The sequence below is a fragment of the Peribacillus frigoritolerans genome (assembly GCF_040250305.1).
In the GTDB taxonomy this organism is placed as follows: Bacteria; Bacillota; Bacilli; order Bacillales; family DSM-1321; genus Peribacillus.
The window spans coordinates 5,019,278-5,043,827 of sequence record NZ_CP158190.1; the positions used below are offsets into that span (position 1 = coordinate 5,019,278).

The 24,550-nt window shown below is 41.7% G+C and carries 23 protein-coding genes; 9 read left to right on the plus strand and 14 right to left on the minus strand.

Annotated elements, in window-relative coordinates:
- Positions 1 to 294 precede the first annotated feature (294 nt).
- The gene (locus ABOA58_RS24845) at positions 295 to 1,662 is read left to right on the plus strand and encodes an amino acid permease (RefSeq protein ID WP_350300418.1); all 1,368 of its coding nucleotides are present in this window, start codon (positions 295 to 297) and stop codon (positions 1,660 to 1,662) included.
- Positions 1,663 to 1,706: 44 nt separating this feature from the next.
- On the opposite strand, the gene ABOA58_RS24850 is transcribed toward ABOA58_RS24845, so the two are convergent.
- Entirely contained in the window at positions 1,707 to 2,570 is an 864-nt protein-coding gene (locus ABOA58_RS24850; protein WP_350300419.1) for a DUF4349 domain-containing protein, read from the minus strand.
- Positions 2,571 to 2,713: 143 nt separating this feature from the next.
- On the opposite strand from ABOA58_RS24850, the gene ABOA58_RS24855 reads away from it, so the two are divergent.
- Complete coding sequence (locus ABOA58_RS24855; protein ID WP_318291902.1) at positions 2,714 to 3,172, plus strand: TspO/MBR family protein; 459 nt, start codon at positions 2,714 to 2,716, stop codon at positions 3,170 to 3,172.
- Positions 3,173 to 3,303: 131 nt separating this feature from the next.
- Here ABOA58_RS24855 and ABOA58_RS24860 read toward each other — a convergent pair whose 3' ends face one another.
- Positions 3,304 to 7,122 carry a bifunctional 2',3'-cyclic-nucleotide 2'-phosphodiesterase/3'-nucleotidase gene (locus ABOA58_RS24860; protein ID WP_350300420.1) on the minus strand — a complete coding sequence of 1,273 codons (3,819 nt, stop codon included), beginning with the start codon at positions 7,120 to 7,122 and terminating at the stop codon, positions 3,304 to 3,306.
- 538 nt (positions 7,123 to 7,660) lie between these two features.
- Between ABOA58_RS24860 and ABOA58_RS24865 the strand changes: the two genes are divergently transcribed.
- The gene (locus ABOA58_RS24865) at positions 7,661 to 8,146 is read left to right on the plus strand and encodes a DUF2798 domain-containing protein (RefSeq protein ID WP_350300421.1); all 486 of its coding nucleotides are present in this window, start codon (positions 7,661 to 7,663) and stop codon (positions 8,144 to 8,146) included.
- A gap of 283 nt (positions 8,147 to 8,429) precedes the next feature.
- Here the strand turns inward: ABOA58_RS24865 and ABOA58_RS24870 are convergent, their stop codons facing one another.
- The 3 genes from ABOA58_RS24870 to ABOA58_RS24880 all read right to left on the minus strand — a co-directional run bounded on the left by ABOA58_RS24870 (position 8,430) and on the right by ABOA58_RS24880 (position 10,325).
- Positions 8,430 to 8,888 carry a DinB family protein gene (locus ABOA58_RS24870; RefSeq protein ID WP_350300422.1) on the minus strand — a complete coding sequence of 153 codons (459 nt, stop codon included), beginning with the start codon at positions 8,886 to 8,888 and terminating at the stop codon, positions 8,430 to 8,432.
- Between the two features lie 40 nt (positions 8,889 to 8,928).
- Positions 8,929 to 9,747: a GNAT family N-acetyltransferase gene (locus ABOA58_RS24875; protein ID WP_350300423.1), complete on the minus strand. Its 819-nt coding sequence runs from the start codon at positions 9,745 to 9,747 to the stop codon at positions 8,929 to 8,931.
- 413 nt (positions 9,748 to 10,160) lie between these two features.
- Positions 10,161 to 10,325: a YvrJ family protein gene (locus ABOA58_RS24880; RefSeq protein WP_081088496.1), complete on the minus strand. Its 165-nt coding sequence runs from the start codon at positions 10,323 to 10,325 to the stop codon at positions 10,161 to 10,163.
- A gap of 156 nt (positions 10,326 to 10,481) precedes the next feature.
- On the opposite strand from ABOA58_RS24880, the gene ABOA58_RS24885 reads away from it, so the two are divergent.
- Positions 10,482 to 11,105, plus strand: a complete 624-nt coding sequence (locus ABOA58_RS24885) for a sigma-70 family RNA polymerase sigma factor (RefSeq protein ID WP_350300424.1) — start codon at positions 10,482 to 10,484, stop codon at positions 11,103 to 11,105.
- Positions 11,098 to 11,316 carry a hypothetical protein gene (locus tag ABOA58_RS24890; protein ID WP_101223589.1) on the plus strand — a complete coding sequence of 73 codons (219 nt, stop codon included), beginning with the start codon at positions 11,098 to 11,100 and terminating at the stop codon, positions 11,314 to 11,316. The genes ABOA58_RS24885 and ABOA58_RS24890 overlap by 8 nt, the downstream gene beginning before the upstream one ends.
- Before the next feature lie 54 nt (positions 11,317 to 11,370).
- Here ABOA58_RS24890 and ABOA58_RS24895 read toward each other — a convergent pair whose 3' ends face one another.
- From ABOA58_RS24895 to ABOA58_RS24905, 3 genes are all read right to left on the minus strand, one after another.
- A complete protein-coding gene (locus tag ABOA58_RS24895; RefSeq protein WP_350300425.1) occupies positions 11,371 to 13,740 on the minus strand; it encodes a penicillin acylase family protein in 2,370 nt (789 codons plus the stop codon).
- A 366-nt stretch (positions 13,741 to 14,106) separates the two neighbouring features.
- Positions 14,107 to 14,544, minus strand: coding sequence for a hypothetical protein (locus ABOA58_RS24900; RefSeq protein ID WP_350300426.1), 438 nt, complete (start codon positions 14,542 to 14,544; stop codon positions 14,107 to 14,109).
- A gap of 181 nt (positions 14,545 to 14,725) precedes the next feature.
- Positions 14,726 to 15,589 carry an STAS domain-containing protein gene (locus tag ABOA58_RS24905; RefSeq protein ID WP_350300427.1) on the minus strand — a complete coding sequence of 288 codons (864 nt, stop codon included), beginning with the start codon at positions 15,587 to 15,589 and terminating at the stop codon, positions 14,726 to 14,728.
- Between the two features lie 145 nt (positions 15,590 to 15,734).
- On the opposite strand from ABOA58_RS24905, the gene ABOA58_RS24910 reads away from it, so the two are divergent.
- Entirely contained in the window at positions 15,735 to 15,878 is a 144-nt protein-coding gene (locus ABOA58_RS24910; protein WP_350300428.1) for a hypothetical protein, read from the plus strand.
- 108 nt (positions 15,879 to 15,986) lie between these two features.
- Here ABOA58_RS24910 and ABOA58_RS24915 read toward each other — a convergent pair whose 3' ends face one another.
- The 4 genes from ABOA58_RS24915 to ABOA58_RS24930 form a co-directional block, all read right to left on the minus strand.
- Complete coding sequence (locus ABOA58_RS24915) at positions 15,987 to 16,316, minus strand: hypothetical protein (RefSeq protein ID WP_101223592.1); 330 nt, start codon at positions 16,314 to 16,316, stop codon at positions 15,987 to 15,989.
- 99 nt (positions 16,317 to 16,415) lie between these two features.
- Positions 16,416 to 17,606 carry an MFS transporter gene (locus ABOA58_RS24920; RefSeq protein ID WP_350300429.1) on the minus strand — a complete coding sequence of 397 codons (1,191 nt, stop codon included), beginning with the start codon at positions 17,604 to 17,606 and terminating at the stop codon, positions 16,416 to 16,418.
- A gap of 149 nt (positions 17,607 to 17,755) precedes the next feature.
- The gene (locus ABOA58_RS24925; RefSeq protein WP_350300430.1) at positions 17,756 to 19,078 is read right to left on the minus strand and encodes an APC family permease; all 1,323 of its coding nucleotides are present in this window, start codon (positions 19,076 to 19,078) and stop codon (positions 17,756 to 17,758) included.
- A gap of 375 nt (positions 19,079 to 19,453) precedes the next feature.
- Positions 19,454 to 20,281, minus strand: coding sequence for an undecaprenyl-diphosphate phosphatase (locus ABOA58_RS24930; RefSeq protein WP_350300431.1), 828 nt, complete (start codon positions 20,279 to 20,281; stop codon positions 19,454 to 19,456).
- A 147-nt stretch (positions 20,282 to 20,428) separates the two neighbouring features.
- Between ABOA58_RS24930 and ABOA58_RS24935 the strand changes: the two genes are divergently transcribed.
- Positions 20,429 to 21,178 carry a glycerophosphodiester phosphodiesterase gene (locus ABOA58_RS24935; RefSeq protein ID WP_350300432.1) on the plus strand — a complete coding sequence of 250 codons (750 nt, stop codon included), beginning with the start codon at positions 20,429 to 20,431 and terminating at the stop codon, positions 21,176 to 21,178.
- A 57-nt stretch (positions 21,179 to 21,235) separates the two neighbouring features.
- On the opposite strand, the gene ABOA58_RS24940 is transcribed toward ABOA58_RS24935, so the two are convergent.
- A complete protein-coding gene (locus tag ABOA58_RS24940; RefSeq protein WP_034310322.1) occupies positions 21,236 to 21,445 on the minus strand; it encodes an alpha/beta-type small acid-soluble spore protein in 210 nt (69 codons plus the stop codon).
- Positions 21,446 to 21,611: 166 nt separating this feature from the next.
- Here ABOA58_RS24940 and ABOA58_RS24945 point away from each other — a divergent pair, with 166 nt between their 5' ends.
- Entirely contained in the window at positions 21,612 to 22,898 is a 1,287-nt protein-coding gene (locus ABOA58_RS24945) for a glycoside hydrolase family 18 protein (RefSeq protein ID WP_350300433.1), read from the plus strand.
- 244 nt (positions 22,899 to 23,142) lie between these two features.
- Positions 23,143 to 24,135, plus strand: coding sequence for a potassium channel family protein (locus ABOA58_RS24950; RefSeq protein ID WP_350300434.1), 993 nt, complete (start codon positions 23,143 to 23,145; stop codon positions 24,133 to 24,135).
- On the opposite strand, the gene ABOA58_RS24955 is transcribed toward ABOA58_RS24950, so the two are convergent.
- Positions 24,132 to 24,536: a YugN-like family protein gene (locus ABOA58_RS24955; protein ID WP_350300435.1), complete on the minus strand. Its 405-nt coding sequence runs from the start codon at positions 24,534 to 24,536 to the stop codon at positions 24,132 to 24,134. The genes ABOA58_RS24950 and ABOA58_RS24955 overlap by 4 nt on opposite strands.
- Between the last annotated feature and the right edge of the window lie 14 nt (positions 24,537 to 24,550).

Consider the following 24,550-nt stretch of genomic DNA (forward strand, 5'->3'; position numbering starts at 1 on the left):
ATTTTTGGGACAGCTTTTCCACTGTTAAATATCTAAATTTTTAGAAAAATCACATAATTTTATTTTGGTTGAATAGCATTCCAATTAGTTTTGAAAGTTTGTTATACGAAGCTAAAAGATAGGATCACTTTAATGGTAAGCGTTTTCATTTTTCTCTTTACATTCTTCCTATTAAAATATATTATTTAGTTGTAATATTATGTGAAAAATCAATAAATAATATGTATTCTCCTCTACTAGTGATAAAATGCTAGATAGAGAAAATTAAACTCCAACATAGAAAAGGGGAAAATTATGCAAAACTCCAAAGAATCTCAACTGCATAGAGGTTTGGAAGAAAGACATATCGCATTAATGTCTCTTGGCGCAGCCATTGGAGTCGGTCTATTTCTCGGCTCGGCATCTGCGATTAAATTAGCCGGCCCAGCCATCATCATTTCTTATGCCATCGGCGGGCTTATGATCTATCTTATCATGCGTGCACTAGGTGAAATGGCGATAAAAAATCCTGTCGCAGGCTCTTTCAGTCGCTATGCAAGCGAATTTGTCGGTCCTCTTGCCGGGTATATAACCGGATGGAATTACTGGTTCGTTTGGATCGCCACCTGTATGGCTGAAATTACGGCAGTAGGAATCTATATGCAATTTTGGTTCCCTGATACTCCGCAATGGGCTTGGGCGTTAGCCGCACTTGCCATCATGACAACGATTAACTTTCTTGCTGTAAAAGCATACGGTGAATTGGAGTTTTGGTTCGCCCTTATTAAAATCGTAACGATCATCCTTATGATCGTCCTTGGCTTCGGAATGATCATCTTTGGACTGGGGAACGGCGGAATCGCGGTCGGATTCGGCAACCTTGTTGAAAATGGAGGATTTTTCCCGAATGGGATTTCTGGTGTCATCCTCTCATTCCAAATGGTCATGTTCGCCTATTTGGGAATTGAAATGCTCGGTGTAACCGCAGGTGAAGTTAAAAACCCTGAAAAATCTTTAAAAAGAGCCATCGATACCGTTTTTTATCGAATTTTACTTTTTTACGTTTTAGCTCTGACAGTCATTTTATCAATCACTCCATGGGATGAAATGAATGGAGAAAACAGCCCATTCGTTATGATGTTTGATAAAATCGGTATTCCAGGCGCAGCAGGGATCATTCAGTTTGTCGTACTGACAGCAGCCCTTTCATCTTGTAACAGCGGGATCTTCAGTACAGGAAGAATGTTATTCAACCTAGCGCAGCAAGGTGAATCACCAAAAAGTTTCGAACGTACAACAAAGTCAGGCGTTCCTGGCGTTGCCATTATCGTTTCGGCTATCGTGCTTCTTTTCGGTGTTTACCTTAACTACATGGAAGCGGATAAAGTTTTCACTTACGTCACAAGTGTCGCCACATTCGGTGCACTCTGGACATGGGGAACCATACTTGTCACGCAGATCATGTCTAGACGAAAAATGAGTCAGGGAGAAAAACAAGGCTTGTCTTACAAGATGCCTCTTTTCCCATTCACTTCTTATTTCACTTTAGCCTTTTTAGTATTCGTAATGGTAGTACTCGGTTTTTCAGCAGATACGAGAATCGCTTTAATCGTTGGTCCGATTTGGATCTTACTGTTGGTAGCCCTGTATTATGTGACCGGCTTGCATAAACGGAAAAGATAAATGTCAGAGGGTGCCAATCTAATTGGCACCCTCTCTTTCTGCCTTCACCTTTTACCCCTTCTTTTGATCACCCAATGGATCATCGCACCAGCTCCGCCTAAAATAATGAGGATAGGCAAGTTTCCTATTATAAAAACAATGATTCCTGAACCCGCTTTAAGTAATAGATTCGCACTTGTTGCAAGTTGTTTCTTCGTTCTTTCCCATGTATTCAATTCCTTATTATCAATGCCCGGCACAACTATCTGGTCCTGTGATAACGTGATGGTAACCGTCGAATAAGAGGTCTGGTTCTCAAGATACTTCATTTGCCCGGTCAGCTGCTCTATTTCTTCTTGCACCACGGCAAGATCGGATGATATTTTCAGCAAATCTTCCGTCTTCTCAGCATCCTTCATGAATGCAAGCAACCTTTCCTCTACTGCTCTCTTTGACTTCAATCTTGCTTTTAAATCTACATATTGTTCCGTTACATCCTGCCCTGTCACATTCCTTCCGACCACTTCTGAAGCCTCGCCCTCGCTATCGGCTAGAAAATCCTGAAAATGGGCTTCAGGGACCCGAACAGTGATCGTTCCTTCCACCAGTTCTTCATCTTCCCTGAATACATTGGACTCGACAACATATCCGCCATATTCAGCCACCTTATTCTCAATCTTCATTTGTGCCTTTTCGAGGTTCTTCACCTTCAACTCAAGCTGGGCTTGATGGATGACCTTTCTTTCATCCGTCACCCCTTCCTTTTCCGCCGCTTCTTCCTGCACCATATTCCCGGAAATTGAAGCGTCCATTTTACTTTCCGCCTTTTCATCCTGTGATTTCGATGCTGAATCATCTTTTTCATTACTGCTGCATCCAGCAAGTAAAAGGAACAAACTGAACATAAACATCATTGTTTTACGGTTCATCGGTATTCCCCCTTTTCTTAATAGTACCGACGTAAAGTTTGGAAGAAAGTTACACTTCTTGATTAAAGGGCATGTTTTATTTACAGATAAGAAGGTAAAAGTATAAGAACATCCAAATAATGAAGAAAGAAGAGGATCCCATTATGAACTACGGAAAATTAGCTAAAAGTGTATTGGTACCTGTGGTCGGAGGCTCACTTGTGGGGATATTCGCCACAAGGAATTCAAAAGAAATTTATGACAAACTCAAGAAACCTGCTTTTGCTCCTCCTTCCTGGACTTTCCCCGTTGCCTGGACCAGCCTTTATACGATCATGGGAATAGCGAAATATCGCATAGCATCCAAAGAAAAAGAATCGAAGTCCGCTGAACTCCTCTATGATACTCAACTAGGGTTGAATTTCTTATGGTCTTTTTTATTCTTCAAATGGGGCTTGCGCGGAACAGCCTTTATAGAAATGGCTGCACTGCTGACCTTGATTACATTAACGGCATTCGAGTTTTATAAAATAGACCGTACATCCGGTTTAGCGATGGTTCCCTATATTGCATGGGTCACATTTGCATTGGGATTGAACTTTTCCATCTTCAGGAATAATTAATCACAAAAAAGGAAGCGCCCCTTCTTTTAAGGAGCGCTCTCTTTTAGTGTTTCACGAGTAAATGTTGAAAACTCACGAGTAAATGTGCAATTTTCACGAGTAAACCCGCTAAACTCACGAGTAAACCTCAATTAATTATTGATATTCGTAATTCTTCCTTCAATTTCTGCCATGATCTTCCCGCCTTTAAACGTTTCTTTTACATAGTTAACGAATGCTTCCAGGTCAGCATGTCCAAACACACGCTCTTTTCCTTTCAGGACGGTATAGTTATCACCGCCGCTTGCCATGAAATCATTGACAGCCACCGTGTATGTTTCGGTATCCTTGATAGGTGTTCCGTCCGCTTTCTTCAATAAGGTGACACGTTCCGTGACGGGTTTACTGAAGTCGGCTGTATAGCTCAGTCCAGAAATTTGCAAAGTTTTCGGAGATCCTTCAACGATCCATTGCTGTTGAAGCAGCGTTTTCACTTCCGCTCCAGTCAGTTCCAGCTTAACCAATACGTTTCCGAATGGCTGGATTTTCGCTAAATCGGAAAAAGTGACTTCCCCCTTTGGAATATCTGCACGAATTCCGCCTGGATTCATAAAGGCAAAATCGGAATTCAAATCTGCCTTCATCGAATCGGCAATTAAATTCCCAAGACCCGTTTCCTGCGTATAGGCATTGGTTCTTAAAATTTTCTCATCCGTTGTCCCAAGCGGGGCTTTCAACTCGGGGAACATGCCCAGGTAGTCGTTAATGAATTTCGTCGTCCCGGCATCCGGTGTGATGCCACCTTGTGTAACCGTGACAATCTCAGCTGACTTTTTGACAATATCCTTTGTGTTTGGATCGATTTCCAAATCCACATCTTCAAAAGCCGTTCCATAAGAGTAAGCTTGTACAATCAACTTATTATCCACATAGTTGTTGACCTTTGCATGATTATCTCCTGCTAAGATCACATCTACTTCATCATCCACGCTATTGGCAAGATCAGCCACTTCGCCTGTGATGACCCCTTCCTTTTCAGTGCCTGGGTCATGTGAGATGATCACAATCGATTTGACGCCTTTTTCCTTCAACTCGTTAACCGCCTTATTTACGGCAGGTGCCTGTTCTATGAACTCCACATTCTTAATGCCATCCGGACTTACTTTTTGAGGTGTGGCATTCGTGACTACACCTATGAACCCAATATCAACCCCGCCGACCTTTTTTATGACGTAAGGGTCCAAAATCGGTTTTTTCGTGTCTTTATATACGACATTGGCAACTACATATGGAAAGTTCAATTTATCGAATACAACATCGGACGTTGGCGACTTTCCGCCATTGATTTGAGCCATCAGGGTTTCTACCCCTTTGTCGAACTCATGGTTCCCGACAGTTCCGACATCGAATTTCATATTATTCAAAAACTGAAGAGTCGGTTTGTCCTGGATCAAAGAAGAAACGGGGGCACTTGCCCCAACAGCATCCCCTGCCGAAAGTAAAAGTGTATTTTCAGGGTTTTCAGCTTTACGCTGCTTCAAGTGCGCAGCTAAATAATCGGCACGCCCTTGTTTGATACCGCCAAAATCGGAAGTGGTATCAAGCTGGCCGTGAAGATCATTGATCCCGAGCAGTTGCACCTTAACGTTTTCTTTCCCCAAATTATATCTGTAAATGCCAAAGCCTTTATCATCCTTTTTGCCTGTATAGGAAATCGGGCTGTCTTCATTTAAATATTCCGCACCTTTTGGTGATGAGGTGAAAGTAACGTCCACCTTGCCTGAAATCGGGGCAATCGACCAGTTATTATCAGCAGTTGGATTGATCTCACCCTCTTGTGTGATGTAATCCATCAAGATCTGGCGATTTTCATCCGCAGAGTCAACTACATATTCGCTGCCCTTGACTCCCGGGAAGTTCCCCCCGCCCGAAGCACGGTAATTATTCGTCACGACGATGAAATCTTGATTCGGGTCCACTGGTTCACCATTATATTTCAAATCTGCAATCCTGCTTGAATCCGACACTTTTATCCCTTTTTCATCATAGCGGGGAGCCTTGGTGACATCGATTTGATACGTAACGCCGTCAATCACATCAAAATTATAGACGGCAAACTTTCCATTAAGCAGCTCCTGTTCCTCAGACTTGGCAGGATTGATTGTATTATATTTCCCTGCAGACATTTCTAGCCACTCTTTAACAACTGACCCTTTGATCTTGATTGCCTTCAAGGTATTATCGTATAAATATAAATCACCGGCGCTGCGAATGGTCAGTCCGCCTTCCTTGATTTCGGTGAATTCCTCGACTCCATTGCGACCCGCTTTGAAAGGGGCTCCTACAGAGAGAATCGGCAAGTCCTTGTATTCAGGCCGGTTGCTTTGGATGTATTTTTCTACATACCATTTCTGTGCGCTCGTCACGACCTGTACGGAAGGATCGTCTTGCACAAGGGCGAAATAACTATGAATTGGAGCTGTAGTCGTTCCAATTGGCGTGTTGACATACTTGATCGTTCCTTCGTGATCCTTCTTCACGGCTTTGACGACAGATGCATCTTCAGCTGCTTTTTTTCCTGTTATTTTATCGTTGATTGCCCGTGTTGATGATTCGGAATTGACGACTTTCCAATTCCCCTTGATATTCTGGATATCAAGATCGATGATGCCGAGATTACTGCCCCCATATCCTGCTTGAACGGCTGCTACACCATTGATGGTACCCTTTTTATTATCCACGCCTTTAAGGACTTTTCCTTGGCTATCTTTGAATAGGCTGTCTAAAGATGCCTCATCTTGTGCTGGAAAGACCTTATGCGTGTGGGAGAACGTGATGGCATCGATGCCGGATACCTTGCTTAATGAATAGATGACATCCTCGGTATTCTTGGTATCGCCATTAAATCCGGAATGCGTGAGCGCAACGATGACATCCGCGCCCTTTTTCTTCATTTCAGGGACATATTTTTTTGCAGTCGTGATGATTTCTTTTGTAATGACCTTACCTTCAAGGTTCGCTTTATCCCAATCCATGATTTGCGGAGGGGTAAATCCAATGTAGCCTATTTTTACTGATTTTTCTTTTCCATTGATGTCCTTTACTTTCTTTGTGACGATTTTATAAGGTGTATATTTATTTTTATCATTCTTTGAATTATTGTCTTTATCTTTTTTGTAAACATTGGCATTGACATAAGGGAAATTCGCATCGTTGATGGCCTCGTCCAAATAAGCTAAACCATAATTGAATTCATGATTGCCGAATGTGGCCACATCATAGTCAAGCAAGTTCATCGCTTTATATACGGGATGGACTTCACCTTTTTTCAGTGGGGCTATTTTTGCTTTGTACGTACCTAGCGGTGTCCCTTGAATAAGGTCGCCGTTATCCACTAAAACGCTATTTTTCACTTCTTTTCGTGCCTGTTTAATTAAAGAAGCCGTTCGGGAAAAGCCGACAGAGTCCGATACGGCATCCTTATAATAATCATAGCTCACCAGATTAGTGTGTATATCTGTCGTTTCCATGATCCTTAGTTCAAAAGGTGCATCCGATACGGAAGCTGCCAGGCTGTTGCCGAAGTTACTCGTATTGCCGTTATACTTGGAGACAACTGATACTTTGATCCAATAACCCGATTTGTACGAGTTGAAGTACGCAGAGAACTTTTGGGCCGATTTAATATCCGCCTCAATGGCTGACTGTGAAATGACCTTCGTCCCATTCATTAATTGGAAGACAACGGTTTCATTTCCTTTGTTCCCTTTTTTCGGTGTGACCGTTACAGTCGCTTTGGTGCCTTTTGAGTAATTAACAGTAGGAGTTGAAATGGTAAATGGTTCAGTCTTGACCGGTTTCTTATTAGACTCTTTGGCGGATGTCTCCCCCGGTACGGTAATTGGGGCTGTAATCAAACTGACAGCAAGAATCGGAGCGAGCATCTTATTAACATGCATTTTGAACGACATACTTCACAACCCTTCTATTTTTGTAAAATGCTAGAATAATATATCATGATTTTGTCGAATAAACGCCAAAATTTACCGTAATATTACTAATTTTGAATAAATGGTACTTTTTATCTATTTTCATCCACTGAACATGGACCGTTTTTCCTTCAAATATATATATAAAAGGCTGGCCTATGCACATGAGCCCGCCTGCTTACACCGCATGGATTTCAAGATCGTTCCTTCTTTCTTCGACACTCTCTACTTCAGTGAAACCGTTTGATAATAATAAGACCAAGGCAATCACCCCAGCGTACTCCCAATCGATAATGAAATGCTTACTGAAGAATCTAATAAATCATCAATACCATTGAAACAAATTAAATTCGTTAATTTTTCTCATTCGTTTTTTTGCAAAGTCTCTATTAACAAGATTTCATCAAAACAAAAGTGTAATTTAACCTAACTCACAATAAAAGTCATAAAAATGTCACTTATGTAAAAATTTCTTGGCATATATAATTACATTTATGCTTAAAAGAAAGGATGTTTTTATTTGCCTAGTAATAAAAAGGAAGGCATAATCTTTGGACTTTTTATGTGTTTTGGTATGGTCCTTATTATGTCAGTTTACAACACAGCTTTACACGGCATTTCATCGTTTACAGTAGGGAGTGCAGTGATTCAATTTGCGGTGACATTTATCGTCGCTTTTATTGCAGAGTCAATAGTTGAACCGAAGGCACGTAAACTTGCATTATCACTACCTTATGATAAGTCGAAAGAAATCAAATTTATTATTGCAATTGCCTTTTGTATGGTCCCTGGAATGGTCCTTATTATGTCAGTATATGGGCTTATTTTAACTAATTTAATGATAGGGATTGAGGGTTCAATTTTCATAGCTTACCTTAAAACGGTTGGTCTAAACTTTATCGTGGCGCTACCATCACAGTTACTAATTGTTGGACCAATCTCACGCTGGTTATTAACTAAATACATTAAACCAGCGACACAAAAGCCAAAATTAAAAAATGTTTGAGTGCGTAAATATTAATATATATGACAAATAAATAAAAAGGATTAAGCTAATACGCTAATCCTTTTTATTTAATATGTTATAACCTACTGCGTTAAGACGAAAAATTCCTTATATTATGAATAAAACTGTCCAAGGCGTTTTCCTGTGAAGCGACCATTATACCCAATATGGATTCCCTGCTTGTCCTCCCTCCATAATCCCCTTTTTTAAAAAAATCTGCCGAATTCCTTGCAAAATAAAAACTGGCAAAGCAAGTTGCATTACCAGTTTTAAAAGTTAAAGCCTATAAATCCCGATCTATTAAACTAGCGGATACCGGTTCGATGCCCATCTCCCTCGACCAGATGGACAGCTGGCCTATATGGTGGATTTCGTGCGCTATGAGATGGCGCAGTATCCTGCCTTTTTCGTATGTTCCCCCCATCCAAGATGGCTGAATCATTTCATTCTCTTCTTCAATTGCATGCGAGTTCAAATAGTCAATGACCTCAGAATGATAACATATGGATAAATCCTCCACTTTTTCGATCGTATCATAAGCTTCCAAATCGATCGCGACATCAGGCTTCCCTTGTATGGCCCTGATCCAGCTGCATTCGACATCGATAATATGGGCGAGTGTCTTCAATATATTCCCCATCCCTCCTATGCGCTGCCGTTTCAGCTCCTCACATGGTAGGGAACGGCACCACTTGAACCACTCACTTCGCACCTGCCAGTTATACTTGAATAAGATCAACATCCATCCCAGCCCCCTAACACTATTTGTCGTCAAATACCCTTCAGCCTTTGTATTGATGATACTCCTGTCTTTGAATCGTTTTGAAGCCACAAGATTCATAGAGTCTTAAAGCATGCTCATTAGTCGCCTCGACCTCGAGAAAAATGTCATATCCCAGCTGGCATTGTTCGGCTACGATCTTTTTCAATGCCTTTCTGCCAAGTCCTTTTCCCTGGTATTTTGGCAAAATGGAAAATCCATAAATCCACGCTTCCCGACCTGAGTGATCAACACGGATCTTACCGACTGCAAGGCCACCCTTTTCAATCATCATGGTTTTCAGAGTATCCTCATATAGGATGCGCTGATAATAATCCTTCGCCTCTTGTTCCGTAAATTGGAAACATTGAATATCCAGCTGAATTTCCGTTTCCTCATCATCTCTCCGTGAAGGGCGAACGACTGCATCATCATAATCATCAAGCACCGTTTCGGACCATTTCATTTGAAACTCAGAAAAAGCAAACTCACATGGGAGCTGTTTCAAAAATTCTGTCCCTGAATCGGATTGAGCAGGTGAGTTCAAGAGAATCAACTTATAGTTGCGCTCCACGGCACTTCTTATCGCCTCTTCCAGCAGCTTTGTAAAAATGCCTTGCCTCCGGTAATCAGGATGTACCATCCCGCATATCTCCACTTTGTTCCCAAAATCGTATAAACCAAGAAAACCAACAAGCTTCAATCCATCATAGTGAAAAAAGTCATTCTTATGCACACCATTTCGACTGCGAAGCGTTTCCCAGTTCAGCTTTAAAGTAAAACCTTCCCGTTCACATTCATGCTGCAGGATCCGAATATCTTCTAGCTGTTGACTCTTCAATTCATTCCACCCCTTTTCCATATTATCAGTTTATTACCAAACAATAAGAAAAGCAGCACCCTTTTACTCGGATGCCGCATACTTCTATAAGTTTATTGATGAATGTTGTTTTTTTAAAAGTATTTTCACTTTAATCCATAAAACTAAAATCGTACGAGGGGAGGATTTCCTATCTAATTCCATTGACGGATGAATTATAGTAGTAAAATGATTCCAAATGACGATTATTTTTTACCTATTTTGTGCTATATTCCAAATAATGGTTTATCATTTTTATTATTTGAGTTTAAGGGAGGGGTTTAGCAAAGTCTTGATTTTCAGATAGTACCCATTTCTTTATACCCGAATTCCGGACCCTTTTTTGAATAGAATCCGAAATTCGGTGTTTATCACCTGGCACATAAGTCCTGAGGTTATCGTTTTTTCGTTTTATGAGCGGACTTTTTTAAGTTCTCTACGTCCGTTGTCAGTTCTTTTAATTGTTTACCGAAGCGGAAGAGCAAAAACATAGAAACGACGAATGGATAGCCAAATTCGCTAACTAATGAAACCCACATAGTAGCATCCTCAATCATCATCCTCTTCACCCCTTTTCTTGTATCTGATATCTAAAGTGAAACTTGTTTAAAAAAAACAATCTAGCACTATTGATTCATGGAAAAAAGAACGAATGTTCGTATATAATTGATTTATTCCCCTTGTCTATCACTTTATTAATTAAAGGAGGGATAACAATGAACCAATTAACTTCTCATTTTTTTTCTCATTCATTGGAGTTTCTGCAGCAACAGTACTCATCTTTCTTTGAACAACCGATCATTCAAGTATTTTTACAGAACCCAGAGCATTTAAAGATTTTCACTGAAACTCTTGATTCCCCTTCTTCCCACAACATTTGCCATCTCAACGAGACTTTCAAAATTTTCTATTACCGGGCTAAAGTATACAAATACATGTGCTCCTTAATTTACTTTTTCTCTGTTGATTTTGATAAAAGGGCACGGAAACAGCGGGAACGCTATCGAATGGTACTTGATGCGGCACCAAGGGATACTGGCGGATTGATCGATCGAGTCGGCACTATGGATGTTCAACTTGAAAAGATGGGGGAAACGAATGAACTCGCTTCACACATAAGTGATGAAGAGATGATAAAAGCCTTGAAAAAGTTAACAGCCAAACAAAACCTGGTGCTCACCATGATCTTTTCCTACGGCCTATCCAACAAGGAAATTGCTGCCTATTTCCATGAGTCGCCACAGAATATCTCAAGCATCCGTAAACAAGCTCTAAAAAAACTTCGAAAGCACTATATGGATGAGGTATATGTTAGAAAGGAGAAAAGCCATTGTGGATAAAAAACTGTCAAAAGAAGAATTGATGGATCTAATCGACTCTTTGAATCCTAAAATAAAAAAATCGTTAAAAAACACGAACTATCAAGACCGGAATGATCTGGAGCAAGAAATTAAACTCAAGATCATTGAATCATATGAAAAAATCGCAGCAATCGAAGCCCCTAATTTTGAGGAGTTCCTTGCAGAATTCCTTACTAAGCAAAAACAATGAAAAAGTACCAAGTCCAGAGCAAGGATGCTGGACTTGGTACTTTTTTTCTGAATATCAGTATGATGGTTTCAATGTCAGCGTGTCACCTATTGGGTCATCTAAAGTGGTTTTATGATAAGTACCTTCTGCCCAATCTTCAAGCTGATCATGGTACCACTCACTTTTCACGTTACCTGATTGACCCGGGCCAACGAGGTGATATCCTTGATTCATGTCGGCTAGGTCGATGACAAATCTCCAGGAGCCGCCATGATTAACGGTTCCATCATCTAAAAATGCCGCCGCCTGTACGGTGACACTGCTGCCGCCTACCGGCATTCCGCCGCCGCTGTTAAATAAATAATTTAATGGGGCGACACTCGATAGCGGGTGGTTAAACCTGACCTGATGATAGTCTCCCCATTCCCAATCAGCTATATCATCCCCTTGTAATTCTTCCAGTTCCGTTAAGGTCTCCTGCAGCGACTTGGCAAGCACCTGCTCAAGTCCGCCTGCCTCTTCAATCCAAGGGCCCGGCTTACCGTCCAGTGCCCGCCTTAGTAGTTCATCGACGGCCGAACGCCTCCCATTAAAGAGGTTGAGGGTTTCCTCCGGTATTTCTTCCTTAAGCAGTACATCACCTATTTTTCTCATCCAGACATTAAAAATCATAGGTGCGGCTTCGTCAACGGAATCAATATGATTCCATTTTTCCAGAATCGTCAGTGCCTGGTCTTCCTGTTTCCCCCATGGACCTTTCAATACATCCACGAATTGAGGAACAAACTCCTTAGCTTGCAAATTCACTGTATCCATCTGCAGGCTTTGCATATCCTCGGCCGTAAGCTTTTTATTGGCTTTTAAAAACTCCTGTATCCTCATCTGACGGTACGGCTGTGCCCAGTTATTGCTGATGTGGTAAGGATAATCGTCTGAGATGACCTTATTATTCGCTGTCGAAATGAATCCCTCTTCCGGATTCACCGTTTTTGGAAGTTCATCAAAGGGAATATAGCCTTTCCACTCAAATTCATCCGTCCAGCCAGGTACAGGCAGCATACTATCGCCTTTTTTCCTGATTGGGATTTTCCCATTCGCCTTATAGGCAATGGTACCGTCGACTGAGGCAAAGACGAAATTCTGGGCCGGCGTTTCGAATTGCAAGAGTGCCTTTTCGAATTCTTTCCAGCTTCCCGCTTTATTCATATTCAGTACCGCTTCAAGCTCGGCAGATGGATCAAGTGCCGTCCACCTTAATGCAAGCACGGTATCTTTTCCGCTTTTCCCGGCAAACTCTGAGACAACCGGTCCATGGCGGGTAACCGTCACTTTATAGTCGAGTGTTTTACCATCCTTCACCTTGATGGGTTCGTCCAAGATTTCAGCTTTTTCCCATTTACCTTTGTAGGAGAATTCTTTCTCGTTTTCCGGGTTTCTCCTCTCAATATACAGATCCTGTACATCCGGACCGGTATTGGTCACACCCCAAGCCACCTTTTCGTTATGACCAAGGATGATTCCCGGAATCCCGGCAAAAATAACACCGCTCACATTGACCGACGGGGCCTCCAAATGCATTTGATACCACACGGACGGTGTAGCTAATCCCAGATGGGGATCATCGGCCAATAACGGCTGACCGGAATCCGTTTTCTTGCCTGAAACTACCCAGTTATTGCTGCCGTTGAATTCATAAGGAATAACGGCCCCTGCAAAACTTTTTTCAATATCCAGTTCTTCCTTACTGATGATATATGGAGCGTTCTTTGGATAATCAGGAAATAAATCATATGCTTTTTCCTTTGGGAACGTTTGCAGCAAATACTGCCTAAACGCCTGATCTTCCCAGTTCCCGCCTAAATCAAAGGCCATATATTTACCGATGGTCAGCGAATCGACGGGTGTCCACGGCTCTGGTTCGTATCCAAGCAGAGTGAACTCCGCCGGCCATTTCCCATTCTCCTTCAATTCATTGATATAAAGATTTACCCCCTCGGCAAACACATCCAAGGCTTCTTTCCCTTCACTTGTATATGCTGCATAAGAGGCTTCAGCCGCCCGCCTCAACCCAAGTGTACGGAAATACTTATCGTTTTTGACGGTTTTCTCACCAATCACTTCACTCAATCTTCCTGAAGCCTGACGCCTGCTTAAATCCATTTGAAATAAACGATCCTGTGCTTGGATATACCCTTGGGCTAAATACAAATCATGTTCATTCGCTGCGTTGATATGCGGGACCCCACTTGAATCCCTCACGACCGTAACCGGTTTCAAAAGACCTGGAAGCGATATTTCCCCCTTCGTTTCCGGCAAGGATCTTGAAAGAAATACATTTGCAGCAATCAAGACAGACAGCAAAAGTATAATCACGATTCCAAAACTCCATAGCACCCGCTTTCTCCACTTCCGTTTTGGCTTTTGCTGAGGTACGGCAACTTCCATCGATTCATCTCCCTCTCTCTCCCCATAAAACTCTCTTTCTTTCTATTTAAGATATTCCGCGTTTCCACCCATCTTTCCTACCAACATGCTTACATTCTCTCTTTTTATTTCAGTAAGGTTGGAAAGGTTCAAGGACGGATTTTTCCTGCGCAAGGTCGAATTATTAACGTGCAAGGTCGAATTATTACCGCTTAAGGACGGATTATACTCGTACAAGGTCGGAATTATTCCGCTCAACGTCGGATTACTACCGCGAAAGGTCAAATCGTTACCGTACAAGGTCGATTTACTACCGCGAAATTGCTCCGATAAACATTAAATCAAATGCAAAAACACCGATACAATGTATCGATGTGGCAGGGAATGCTAGCTATTTGCAATAATGTATTCAATCACTTTATCTGCATCGTCTGTATAAAAGAGAGCTTTATCAAAGTCATGGGCCGCCTTCGTCTCCGCTTCCATGTATTCAATCGGGGAGAGGAGACCGAAGATTCTCTTCCATTTATGAGTTTTCTCCAAAAGTTTTCTTTCTTTTTTTATATCCTCTGGTATGAATTCATTAATGATAAAACATGGGTCGGAAAATGAAGGGTCCCCAAAACGTTCATTCAAGGCTCGCAATTTATCCCGATCCCATTCCACCCTTACCAAGTCCGATATGACCGAGACATTTTGGACCGAGTCGAGGATCCGTTTGGACAAAACATCATATTCTTCATCCTCCAGCCCATTATCCGTCATGATTCCTACACAATACCATTTTTCGTAATGTTCTGGTTCTTCATTTTTCTTGAAAAACACTCTTCAACCACCTTCCTTACAACGCTTTACATGTCCTATTTAATTTAAATCAAAAACAACATGTCCGTCCACGTCACTTCACTATAACATGTAGAAATATCGATGGGCGATTAAATATGGGAGCTGCAGGAATGTTAGCCTGACATAGAAAAAAAGATACCCTAAAAAAAGGATACCTCCATCATACTGGCTGAAGTGCCAGCCCTCTTTGATTAAACAGATATTCCAAGGCCTGCCTGAACGATAGAAAGGCTTTTACCTGATTTGCGAAATCAAGTTTGACGATCTCTTTCACGACATCAGGGGTAAAACCGACAAACATCGTCTCCGTTCCCATCAACGCCAGTGCCCCCACTAATTGATCCAGCAGGGAGAGCATATTGCCTTCCTTCGTAAAGGTAATTCCCGAGAAATCCATGATCAATACTTCCGAATGCAGATCTGCACATTTTTGCAGCACCGTCGATTGCATCGACTCCATTCTCCAATCGTCAATGCGTCCGATCAACGGTAAGAGCAGCACATCCTTTAATACGGTCTGAACGATCGGGGTGGACAATTCTTCCATGACTTCTTGGTTTTCTTTTATCTTCTGCAAAGAATCGTTTGCCATTTTCGCCATTTTTTTATAATGATTCACGTAACTGATACTTACACAGTGTATGAACTGGTCCAGGATTGCATCAATTATCGAGCTTGCCTTTAACAGAATTTCAATGGAGTAATAGCGATTGCTCACCTCTTCTTCAATGAAACTCCAGAAGAGGTTCCGCACAAGCTGTGCTTCCTCAATATTCTTATCTAAAGGAATGCCCATATCCACGATGCGCTTACCTATTTCCATACCCGTTATTTTCATACTTTCCATTGCTTGTGCCTTTCCATGAATCAAGGCATCTGCATGAATTTGAATAAGCTTTGACCGTACCTCTTTACTGGTTTCAAAATCATAGAGCGGTTCCTCTTCTTCAAACAACTCGATATGCTCCACTAAGATATATTTAAATTTTTCAATTTTTTCACCGATCATTCTTAATTCTTCCATGTAGACCTCCCATACAGGGCTTTTATCACATTTTATCAAATAATGAATGGTTAAGGATATAAAATCCTTCTATTACCAATATGATAATAGACGTTTACCCTTTTCTTTATAAGGGTATTATGATATATGACTTGGAGGGATTATCATGAAAAAAGATCAACAGGACTTCGAATCTGAAAACATGAGCGATTTAGTCGAACTCATAAACAGTAAAAATAACAGCCGCAGAGTCTTGGATGTACTTCGGCGTAATAAAAAGGATAAAAGTAAAAGCAAAGATAAAAAATGAAAAAACCCAGTCCAAAATGGTCTGGGTTTTTTCATTGGATAAAATAAAAGTGCTGAGTTTGTTTATTAAGCAAACTCAGCTCTCCCGTCATTAACTATTGAAAAGCCACTACCTTTTTCTCCTGATTTCCTTCACATGGTTTCCTTCAGTGGTAATATAGACTGTTTCATCAATTTTGTATGTTAAATAACGGTCACAATCAATTTCCAATGTTTTCCCATTGCTGAATTTCATTGCGCAATTGGATCCCTCTTCGGTTTCCGTAACATCAATGACTTCGTTCGTCTTAAAACCGACTGCCTTGCCATCGGAGAAATGAGGATAGTATTTTTCAACAATCTCCACCTTTTCCAATCTGCCCGGACTTGTTAAGTATACAACGAATAATATAATTAAAACGGCTATTAACCCAATGAGAATTACTGCTTTTCGATTCACTCTATCTATTACCCTCTTCTCTTATCAATCTATTATTCAATATCCATTTTCACTAGATTATATTCAGCATTCCGGAAAAACATGATAGAAAAGATCATTTTATTTAACGATTTTCTTTTCAACCATCATCACACAAGCGGCAGCAAGGATGATCAGGATCGACACAGCCGAGATGACCCCTCCCCAGCCGAACTTCATCAGGAATAAACCGCCTGATGCCCCCACTATACTTGATCCCGCATAGTAAAACAGGAGATATAAAGCGGATGCTTGTGCCTTTTCACTCTTATCAGCCAAGCTTCCGACCCAGCTGCTCGCAATTGAATGAGCTCCAAAAAAGCCAAATGTAAACAGTGCAAGCCCCATTATTTTCAGCAATAGCGGATCCAATAAGGTTAAAAGGGCGCCCATCAGCATGATAGCGATTCCGGTAAGAAGTACAATCCTTCGAGTATATTGATCGGCGAGCTTTCCCATCCATGTAGAACTAAATGTCCCCACAAGATAGATTATGAAAATGAAGCCAATCAATGTTTGTGATAAATGATATGGCGGTCCCATTAAAGGTATACCCACAAAGTTATAAACGGTAACGAACGAGCCCATTAATAGGAAGGCCATGCCGAATAAGAGTACTAGTCGGCTATTCCTTAAGTTATTGATAAGGGAGGTTTTGATTCTCGACAATGAGACTCCTGCGCGGACGGCATGCTGCGAAGGCGGAAGCATCCACCAAAAAGCCAGACTGATGATCAAACTTAAAGCCCCAAGGCTTCCAATCGCTATGTTCCATGAGAAATGGTCTGTCAGCACCCCGACAATCAGCCTGCCAGCCAATCCGCCGATACTCGAACCGCTCACATAGATTCCCATCACATAGCCAAGGCTTTTCGGATGAAACTCTTCATTGATATAGGCCATCGCAATGGCCGGGAAACCTGCAAGCACCGCTCCTTGAATCGCCCGTATTGCAATCAGGATGTATAGATCATCCTGTATGAAGCTGACACATATGGATAACAATGCAGACAGAGTGAGCGCCGTCCCCATTATTTTTTTCCTATCGATATTTTCTGAGAAAAAAGAAACAAGCAATAAACAGAGTGCAAGCGTTCCTGTTGCGAAAGATAATGTAAGGCTTGCCATTGCAGGAGAGACTCCGAATTGCTTTGCGAAAACCGGAATGACCGGTTGGGTACTATACAGATCCGCAAACGTTACAAAGCTACCAAGAAATAAAGCCAAGATTGTTTTCCTGAATGATTTACCAGCAGGCTCGATATAATTCACTTTTGTTCAGACCCTTCACTATTTAACTTTCCCCCTATGTTAATACGAACTTCCCGAGTTGTCTATTTCGTCACTTTTGTCCAACGGGAAAATTTCATTCCAGCAACTTATAAAAAAAACCTTCACTGCATGCAGTGAAGGTTTTTTCATTAATTTGAACGTTTACCATCCCGCTCACTTTTCTTCAGGAGCCAGTACACTGGCATACCGATAATGAGGATGATCACTGAGTACAGGGCATTTAAAGGTGTTTGGATTAATGTGCTTAAAACAATATATATTGCACCAGCAATCGCCACGATGGGGATGAATGGGTAAAACGGCACTTTATACGTTTTTGCATCCGGATCTTTTCTGCGTAAGATGAAGACCGCAAAGAAGGCTAATCCATAAAAACAGAAGACAGAGAAAACAGCCATATTGGTAAGTTTGTCAGGGTCTGTTGCAACCATCATGATGATTGCAATGATCACTTGCAATACCGTCGCATTTATAGGCGTTTTAAACTTGGGCGATATTTTTCCGATTTGTTTATGGCCTGGTATCATTTTATCAGTCGCCATCGCCAAGGTAATGCGCGGAAAGGTCAAAAGCTTTCCGTTCAAGCAACCGAAGATTGAAATTGCTATTCCGATCGATATCAATTTCCCGCCCAATTCACCGAATAAAAGCGTTGCTGCAACATTCGCTGCATTCGTACCATGCGCAATGACTCCCTCTGCCCCCAATACATGAAGCATGGCAAGGTTCACAGCCAAGTAAGCGACCATGACCACGACTAATCCCGTTATGATTGCCCGCGGCAATGTTTTCTGTGGGTTTTTCATTTCCCCTGCCATGAAGCCGACATTCATCCAGCCATCATACGCCCAAAGCGTAGCCAAAATCGCACCGGCCATACTGATTTTCATTGAACTTTCACTATTCATATTGAATACAGGCATATCACCTTGTGCGATACCGAACACCGCTATGAAAATGATTGGGATCAATTTAGCAACGGTCGATAAGGTTTGGATGATACCGCCGTATTTTGTCCCCAGAAGATTCATGCCTGCTATAAATACGATCGTAAAAATCCCTATCGCCAAAGTGTAGCCTGGAGCGATCTTAAATATTCCTGCAACTAATATCCCGAAGTATAAGCTGAGTGCGCCCATGACTGCAGGTCCGTATACCAATGTCTGAACCCAGCCGCATAGGAATCCCCATGCTTTTCCGTACACTTCTTCCATATAGACATATAAGCCGCCAGTTTTAGGAATCCGTGTACTCACTTCCGCAATCGTCAACCCACTTGCAAGGGTAATCAGACCGCCTATCAGCCAAGCTAACAAGGCCATGGTTGAATTACCGCTTAACTCAAGCACGTCACCAGGTCTCATGAAAATACCAGAACCGATAACTGTACCAACTACAATAGATGTTCCAACCCAAAAGCCAATCGTTTTCTTCAATTGGTCATTTCCCATGTTGTCCTCCCCAGGTGTACACATGTACTTTATTTATACTAAAATTATATCATATAAATTATACGGAAATAGTTTATGTAATCATTTGAATATTACAATAAATATCCAAACACGTTGGTGTCATTACGCTCAGGCAGCTTTATTTCATTTATATTTTTTTTACTAATTATGTCTGAAACTGCACTAAAAACCGAATATTTTTTTATTATAAAAAGATTTATTGAGTTTTTACTCAATAATTACGAATTAAAAACTACAGAATTCAATTATCATTCGTCATGAATTTGATGGGAATCCTGATTATTTTCGGACACACAAAAAAACCACCCCGAATCAACGGGGTGGTTCCTCTCCTCTTTCAAGCTTCATTTCGCATTACCAAATAATGAATAGAAGCACAACCGCCAAGACGATCCGGTAAATGGCAAAAGGAGTCAATTTAACTTTATTGATTAAAATCAGGAAAAAGCGGATACAGAATAATGCAAAGATAAATGCACTGATGAAACCTGCAATAAAGAATGGCAGAACTTCAGGTGTGAAGTGTTCCCAGTATTTCACGATTTTCAACAAACTGGCACCAGCCATGATCGGCACTGCCATGATGAACGTGAAATCGGAAGCCGCCCGGTAGCTCATTCCCAATAGCACTCCACCGGAAATGGTCGAGCCTGAACGCGAGAATCCCGGCCATAGTGACAAACATTGAATTAACCCTACACCGAAGGCTTGTTTATAAGTGATTTGGTCAACCGTTTCTGCAGTCAGCTTTGGACGGAATTTATCCGCAGCAATCATCAAAAACGCACCCAAGAACAAGCCGACGATAACCGTCTTCATCGTAAATAAATGATCATCAATGTAATCTTCGAATAATAGACCTAAAACGCCAGCCGGTAACAAGCCGACGATAACCTGCAATAGGTTAAGCTTTGGACCGTTCACAGCAGATGTGCCTTTCAGCTTCCTTAAACCAAGCAAGTCCATGAATCGTCCCCAGAAGAGCACGACTACAGCTAGTATCGAACCAAGTTGGATGACTACCTTGAAGGCATTGGCCACTTCACTCCCGAAAAGCTCTTTCGAATTCAGCCATAAATCATCGACGATAATCATATGCCCTGTAGACGATACAGGAGCAAATTCAGTTAATCCTTCTACAAGACCAAGAATAACTGCAACAAAAATTTCCCACATATTCATTTTATTCACCTCATAATTCGAACACCTATTTATGGAAATATCATATGTATTTTACTCGTTGTTTAAAATATTGTCTATTAAACATTGCTGAAACAATTTACGGGTACATGTATGATAGGGTTCAAGATAAAGTTTAAAGGGGAAGTGATGATTTTGCAAAACATACTGATTTTCGCTCATAGAGGTTCCAAGGGGACGCATCCTGAAAATACCATGGCTGCATTTCAAAAGGCGGCAGAAATCGGTGCCGAGGGGATCGAGTTCGACGTCCATCTCAGTTCTGATGGTGAATTGGTCATCATCCATGATGAAACATTAGATCGAACGACCACCCTTACTGGTTATGTAAAGGATCATTCGGGACAAAAACTGAAAACGGCTGATGCCGGGAGTAAATTTTCCAATGAATTCCTTGGGGAGCAGATCCCTTTTTTAATGGACGTTTTCGACTGGGCTATAGGAAATGCTTTATTGATGAATATCGAAATCAAAACGGATAAACTCGCTTACGAAGGAATTGAACAGAAGATAATTGATTTAATTCGTCAATATGGAATGGAAAATCGGGTGATCCTCTCTTCCTTCAACCATAAATCCATTGAAAAAGTGAAGATACTTGCCCCAGATCTTGAACGTGCATTATTGTTCGAGGGACTACCTGAAAACTTCGAAGAAATCTTACGTGATAAAAAGGAATCGGGTTTTCATCCAGATAAAAACAGCCTGACTCCAGCAGTTAGAGAAAAAGCGAAAAAACTTGGATATAAAATCCGGCCTTGGGTCGCCAATGATGAAGCCGACATCGTCAGGCTGGCAGAGTTGGGAGTCGACGTCATCATGACCGATTTCCCTGAAAAGGCAATCAAGATTTTAAAAGCTTGGCAGTCACATGGCTGAACGCGAAAGAGAAGGAGCGATGCCCCTTCTCTTTCAAATCCATATTTATTCAATTAATTAACGAGAAAAGTTTGAACCGCCTAGTTGTTGTTCAGCCATTTGAACCAAACGTTTTGTGATTTCCCCACCAACAGATCCGTTAGCGCGAGAAGTAGTGTCAGCACCTAGGTTTACACCAAATTCACTAGCGATTTCATTTTTCATTTGTTGTAGAGCTTGTTCTGCACCAGATACTAAAAGTTGATTGCTGTTATTGTTGTTTGCCATGTGTTTTCACCTCCTACTAATATTAATTAGCATTTTAAGCTTAAATTATTATTGCCAATTTATTGTATTTTTTCATCTGTGTTTCTCACAATCCTAAGCTCTTTATCATGAATTTCTTTTTATGCTCATAAACTGTTAGGAAACTTTCAGTAGGAGGGAAAAGAAATTGCAAATACATGTGGTTAGGCCAGGCCAGACGTTATATGGCATCGCCCAGACGTACAGCGTAACCGTTGACAGGCTAGTTGAATCAAATAAGATCCCTAACCCAAATAATCTTGTTTCGGGGCAGGCCCTTGTCATTCCAATCGTCGGCAGTTATTATTTCGTTCAACCGGGTGATAGTCTTTATTCCATTTCCCAAAGGGTTGATGTCCCTGTTCAAGAATTGGCAAATATAAATGGCATTTCCGAAAATCAAATCCTATCAGTTGGATACCGGCTCTATATTCCGGCACGGAGGAAAAGGACCGCCGAATTTAACGGCTATGTCGAGCCGAGGGGTACGACGGTTGCACCGGCCCTTGAAACGGCTGCCAGGGAAGCTGCGCCCTATTTAACCTACCTAGCCCCTTTCAGCTTCCAGGCGCTGCGAGACGGCTCCTTAAAAGAGCCATTACTCAATGACTTCCCTGCCATCGCCAGAGAAAATAAAAATGTCCTGATGATGGTGATCACGAATCAGGAGAATGACCAATTCAGCGATGAGCTCGGGCGAATCATCTTAACGAATACTTCCGTTCAGAATAAGTTCCTGAACAATATTGTTACAACGGCTAAGAAATATGGTTTCCGCGATATCCACTTTGACTTTGAGTATTTACGGCCGGCCGACAGAGAAGCCTATAATCAATTTCTCCGAAAAGCCAGGGATCGCTTCAAGAAGGAAGGATGGTTCATTTCCACGGCACTGGCCCCTAAAACAAGTGCTGAGCAAAAAGGCCGCTGGTATGAAGCCCATGACTATAAAGCACATGGTGAAATCGTCGACTTCGTCATCATCATGACATATGAATGGGGATATAGCGGCGGACCCCCAATGGCAGTTTCACCTATTGGACCTGTTCGGGATGTTCTCGAATATGCCGTCACCGATATTCCTTCCAACAAGATCCTGATGGGGCAAAATCTATATGGCTATGATTGGACCCTGCCTTTTGTACAGGGAACCACTGCCAGGGCCGTGAGTCCGCAGCAGGCCATCCAGCTTGCGGCGGACAATGATGTTTCCATCGAGTATGATGAAACCGCACAGGCGCCGCACTTCAATTATACCGATATTGAGGATAGGCAGCATGAGGTGTGGTTTGAAGATGCCAGATCCATTCAGGCAAAATTCGATTTACTCAAAGAATTGAACCTAAGGGGAATGAGTTATTGGAAGCTCGGCCTAGCCTTCCCTCAAAACTGGCTGCTCATCAGTGATAACTTCAACGTACGGAGAAGGGTTTAACAAAAGATAAAGGAATACCGAAGCTGAAACGGGCATATAATCAATCATCGAGCATGAAGTCCATTCAGGATACGTGACTCAGCACCAAAAGCCTTCCGACATCTTCCGGAGGGCTTTTATCATTTACCGTAATTCGATAGTCAATATGCCGATATTCATCATTGAAAGTTTGTCTGTCCGGACCCTTATGAGCCAAGCCTTTTTTGACCATACTATAAGGAACAGCTCAAAGGGTGTGAAAAAAATGATTCGAATCGGTCCATACATCAGTACCGTTCCCAGATTCCCGCGTTTCATCAGATTGCTTTCCATCATCGCATTATTTTTACTTTCATTCGGGGTCTTGATCCACATTGTGGAGCCGAAGAGATTCCCCACCTTACTTGATGGCATCTGGTGGGCAATCGTGACGATGTCAACGGTCGGTTATGGAGATTTCACTCCCGTGACCAATCTTGGTAAAATCATTGGGATGGTCCTCATTTTGTCAGGCGCTGGCCTGATTACCTCTTATTTTGCGTACATCGCTAAAATTTCCATATCCAATGAACAGCAATTTCTAACAGGAAAGAAAGTATTCAGCGGCGGCGGACATATTATCATTGTGGGCTGGAATGGCCGTTCCAAGAGAATCATCCAAAACATTCATGATCGTAAGCACCATCAATCCATTGTCCTTATCGATGATACACTGCAAAAGCACCCGCTTCCAAGAACGAATATCCACTTTATCCAAGGAAAAGCTACATTGGATTCCGTTTTACAGAAAGCCAATATTAAACAAGCCATGCGCGTCCTGATCACGGCTGATCTTAAACAAGACGAGCTGCAAACGGATATGTTCTCGATATTAACGTTACTGGCAGTCAAAGGGCTGAATCCGCATGTGTATTGTCTCGTGGAAATATTGACACATGAACAAAAGGAAAATGCTTTACGGGCTGGGGCGGACGGTATAGTCGAAACGAATAAATTCGCGAGTGAATATATGCAGGATTGCTTATCGAAGGGGATCATGACGGAAGCCAGAGAACAAAATGAGCGGGATGGATTGAGCCTCAAACAGCTGCCCATCCAGGATGACTGGGTGGAATTGACGTTCAAACAGTTGAACGTTAAGCTATTCGATCAAGACATTTTATTGGTTGGCATTATTTCAGGAGGCAAGACCTTAATCAAGCCCCCCGGAGATGTAATCATACATCGTGATGACACCCTGCTCATCATTGAAGATTAATGTAATAAAAGCTTTTCCAAATCACGGACAAGCGTTTTTCCTAATGAGATATAGTTTTCCGGAAATTCAGCATCCGGATTTTCAGGCTCGGCAAACTGATTGAAGGAAGCGGAGAGGTTTCCGATATTTCCTTCATCGTCGATCCCGTCCTCGTACTTATGAGATAACAAAAACGGTTGTAAGAGTTCGACCATTACCCCGTCCTGATCGAGTGAACCATCAACAGCCTTGAAAGGGACTCTCAAGAATTGGTAGCCATCACTGTCATCAATCTTATAATCAAAAGACCCGTGGTCATAATCCCATCCTCCGCCAATCGCATATCCTACCGGTTTTAACTTCGTCTCCAGATCGAACAAACCGAATGTTTTCCCTTCCAATTGAGAAGAAATTTTAATCATTGTATAAAACCTCT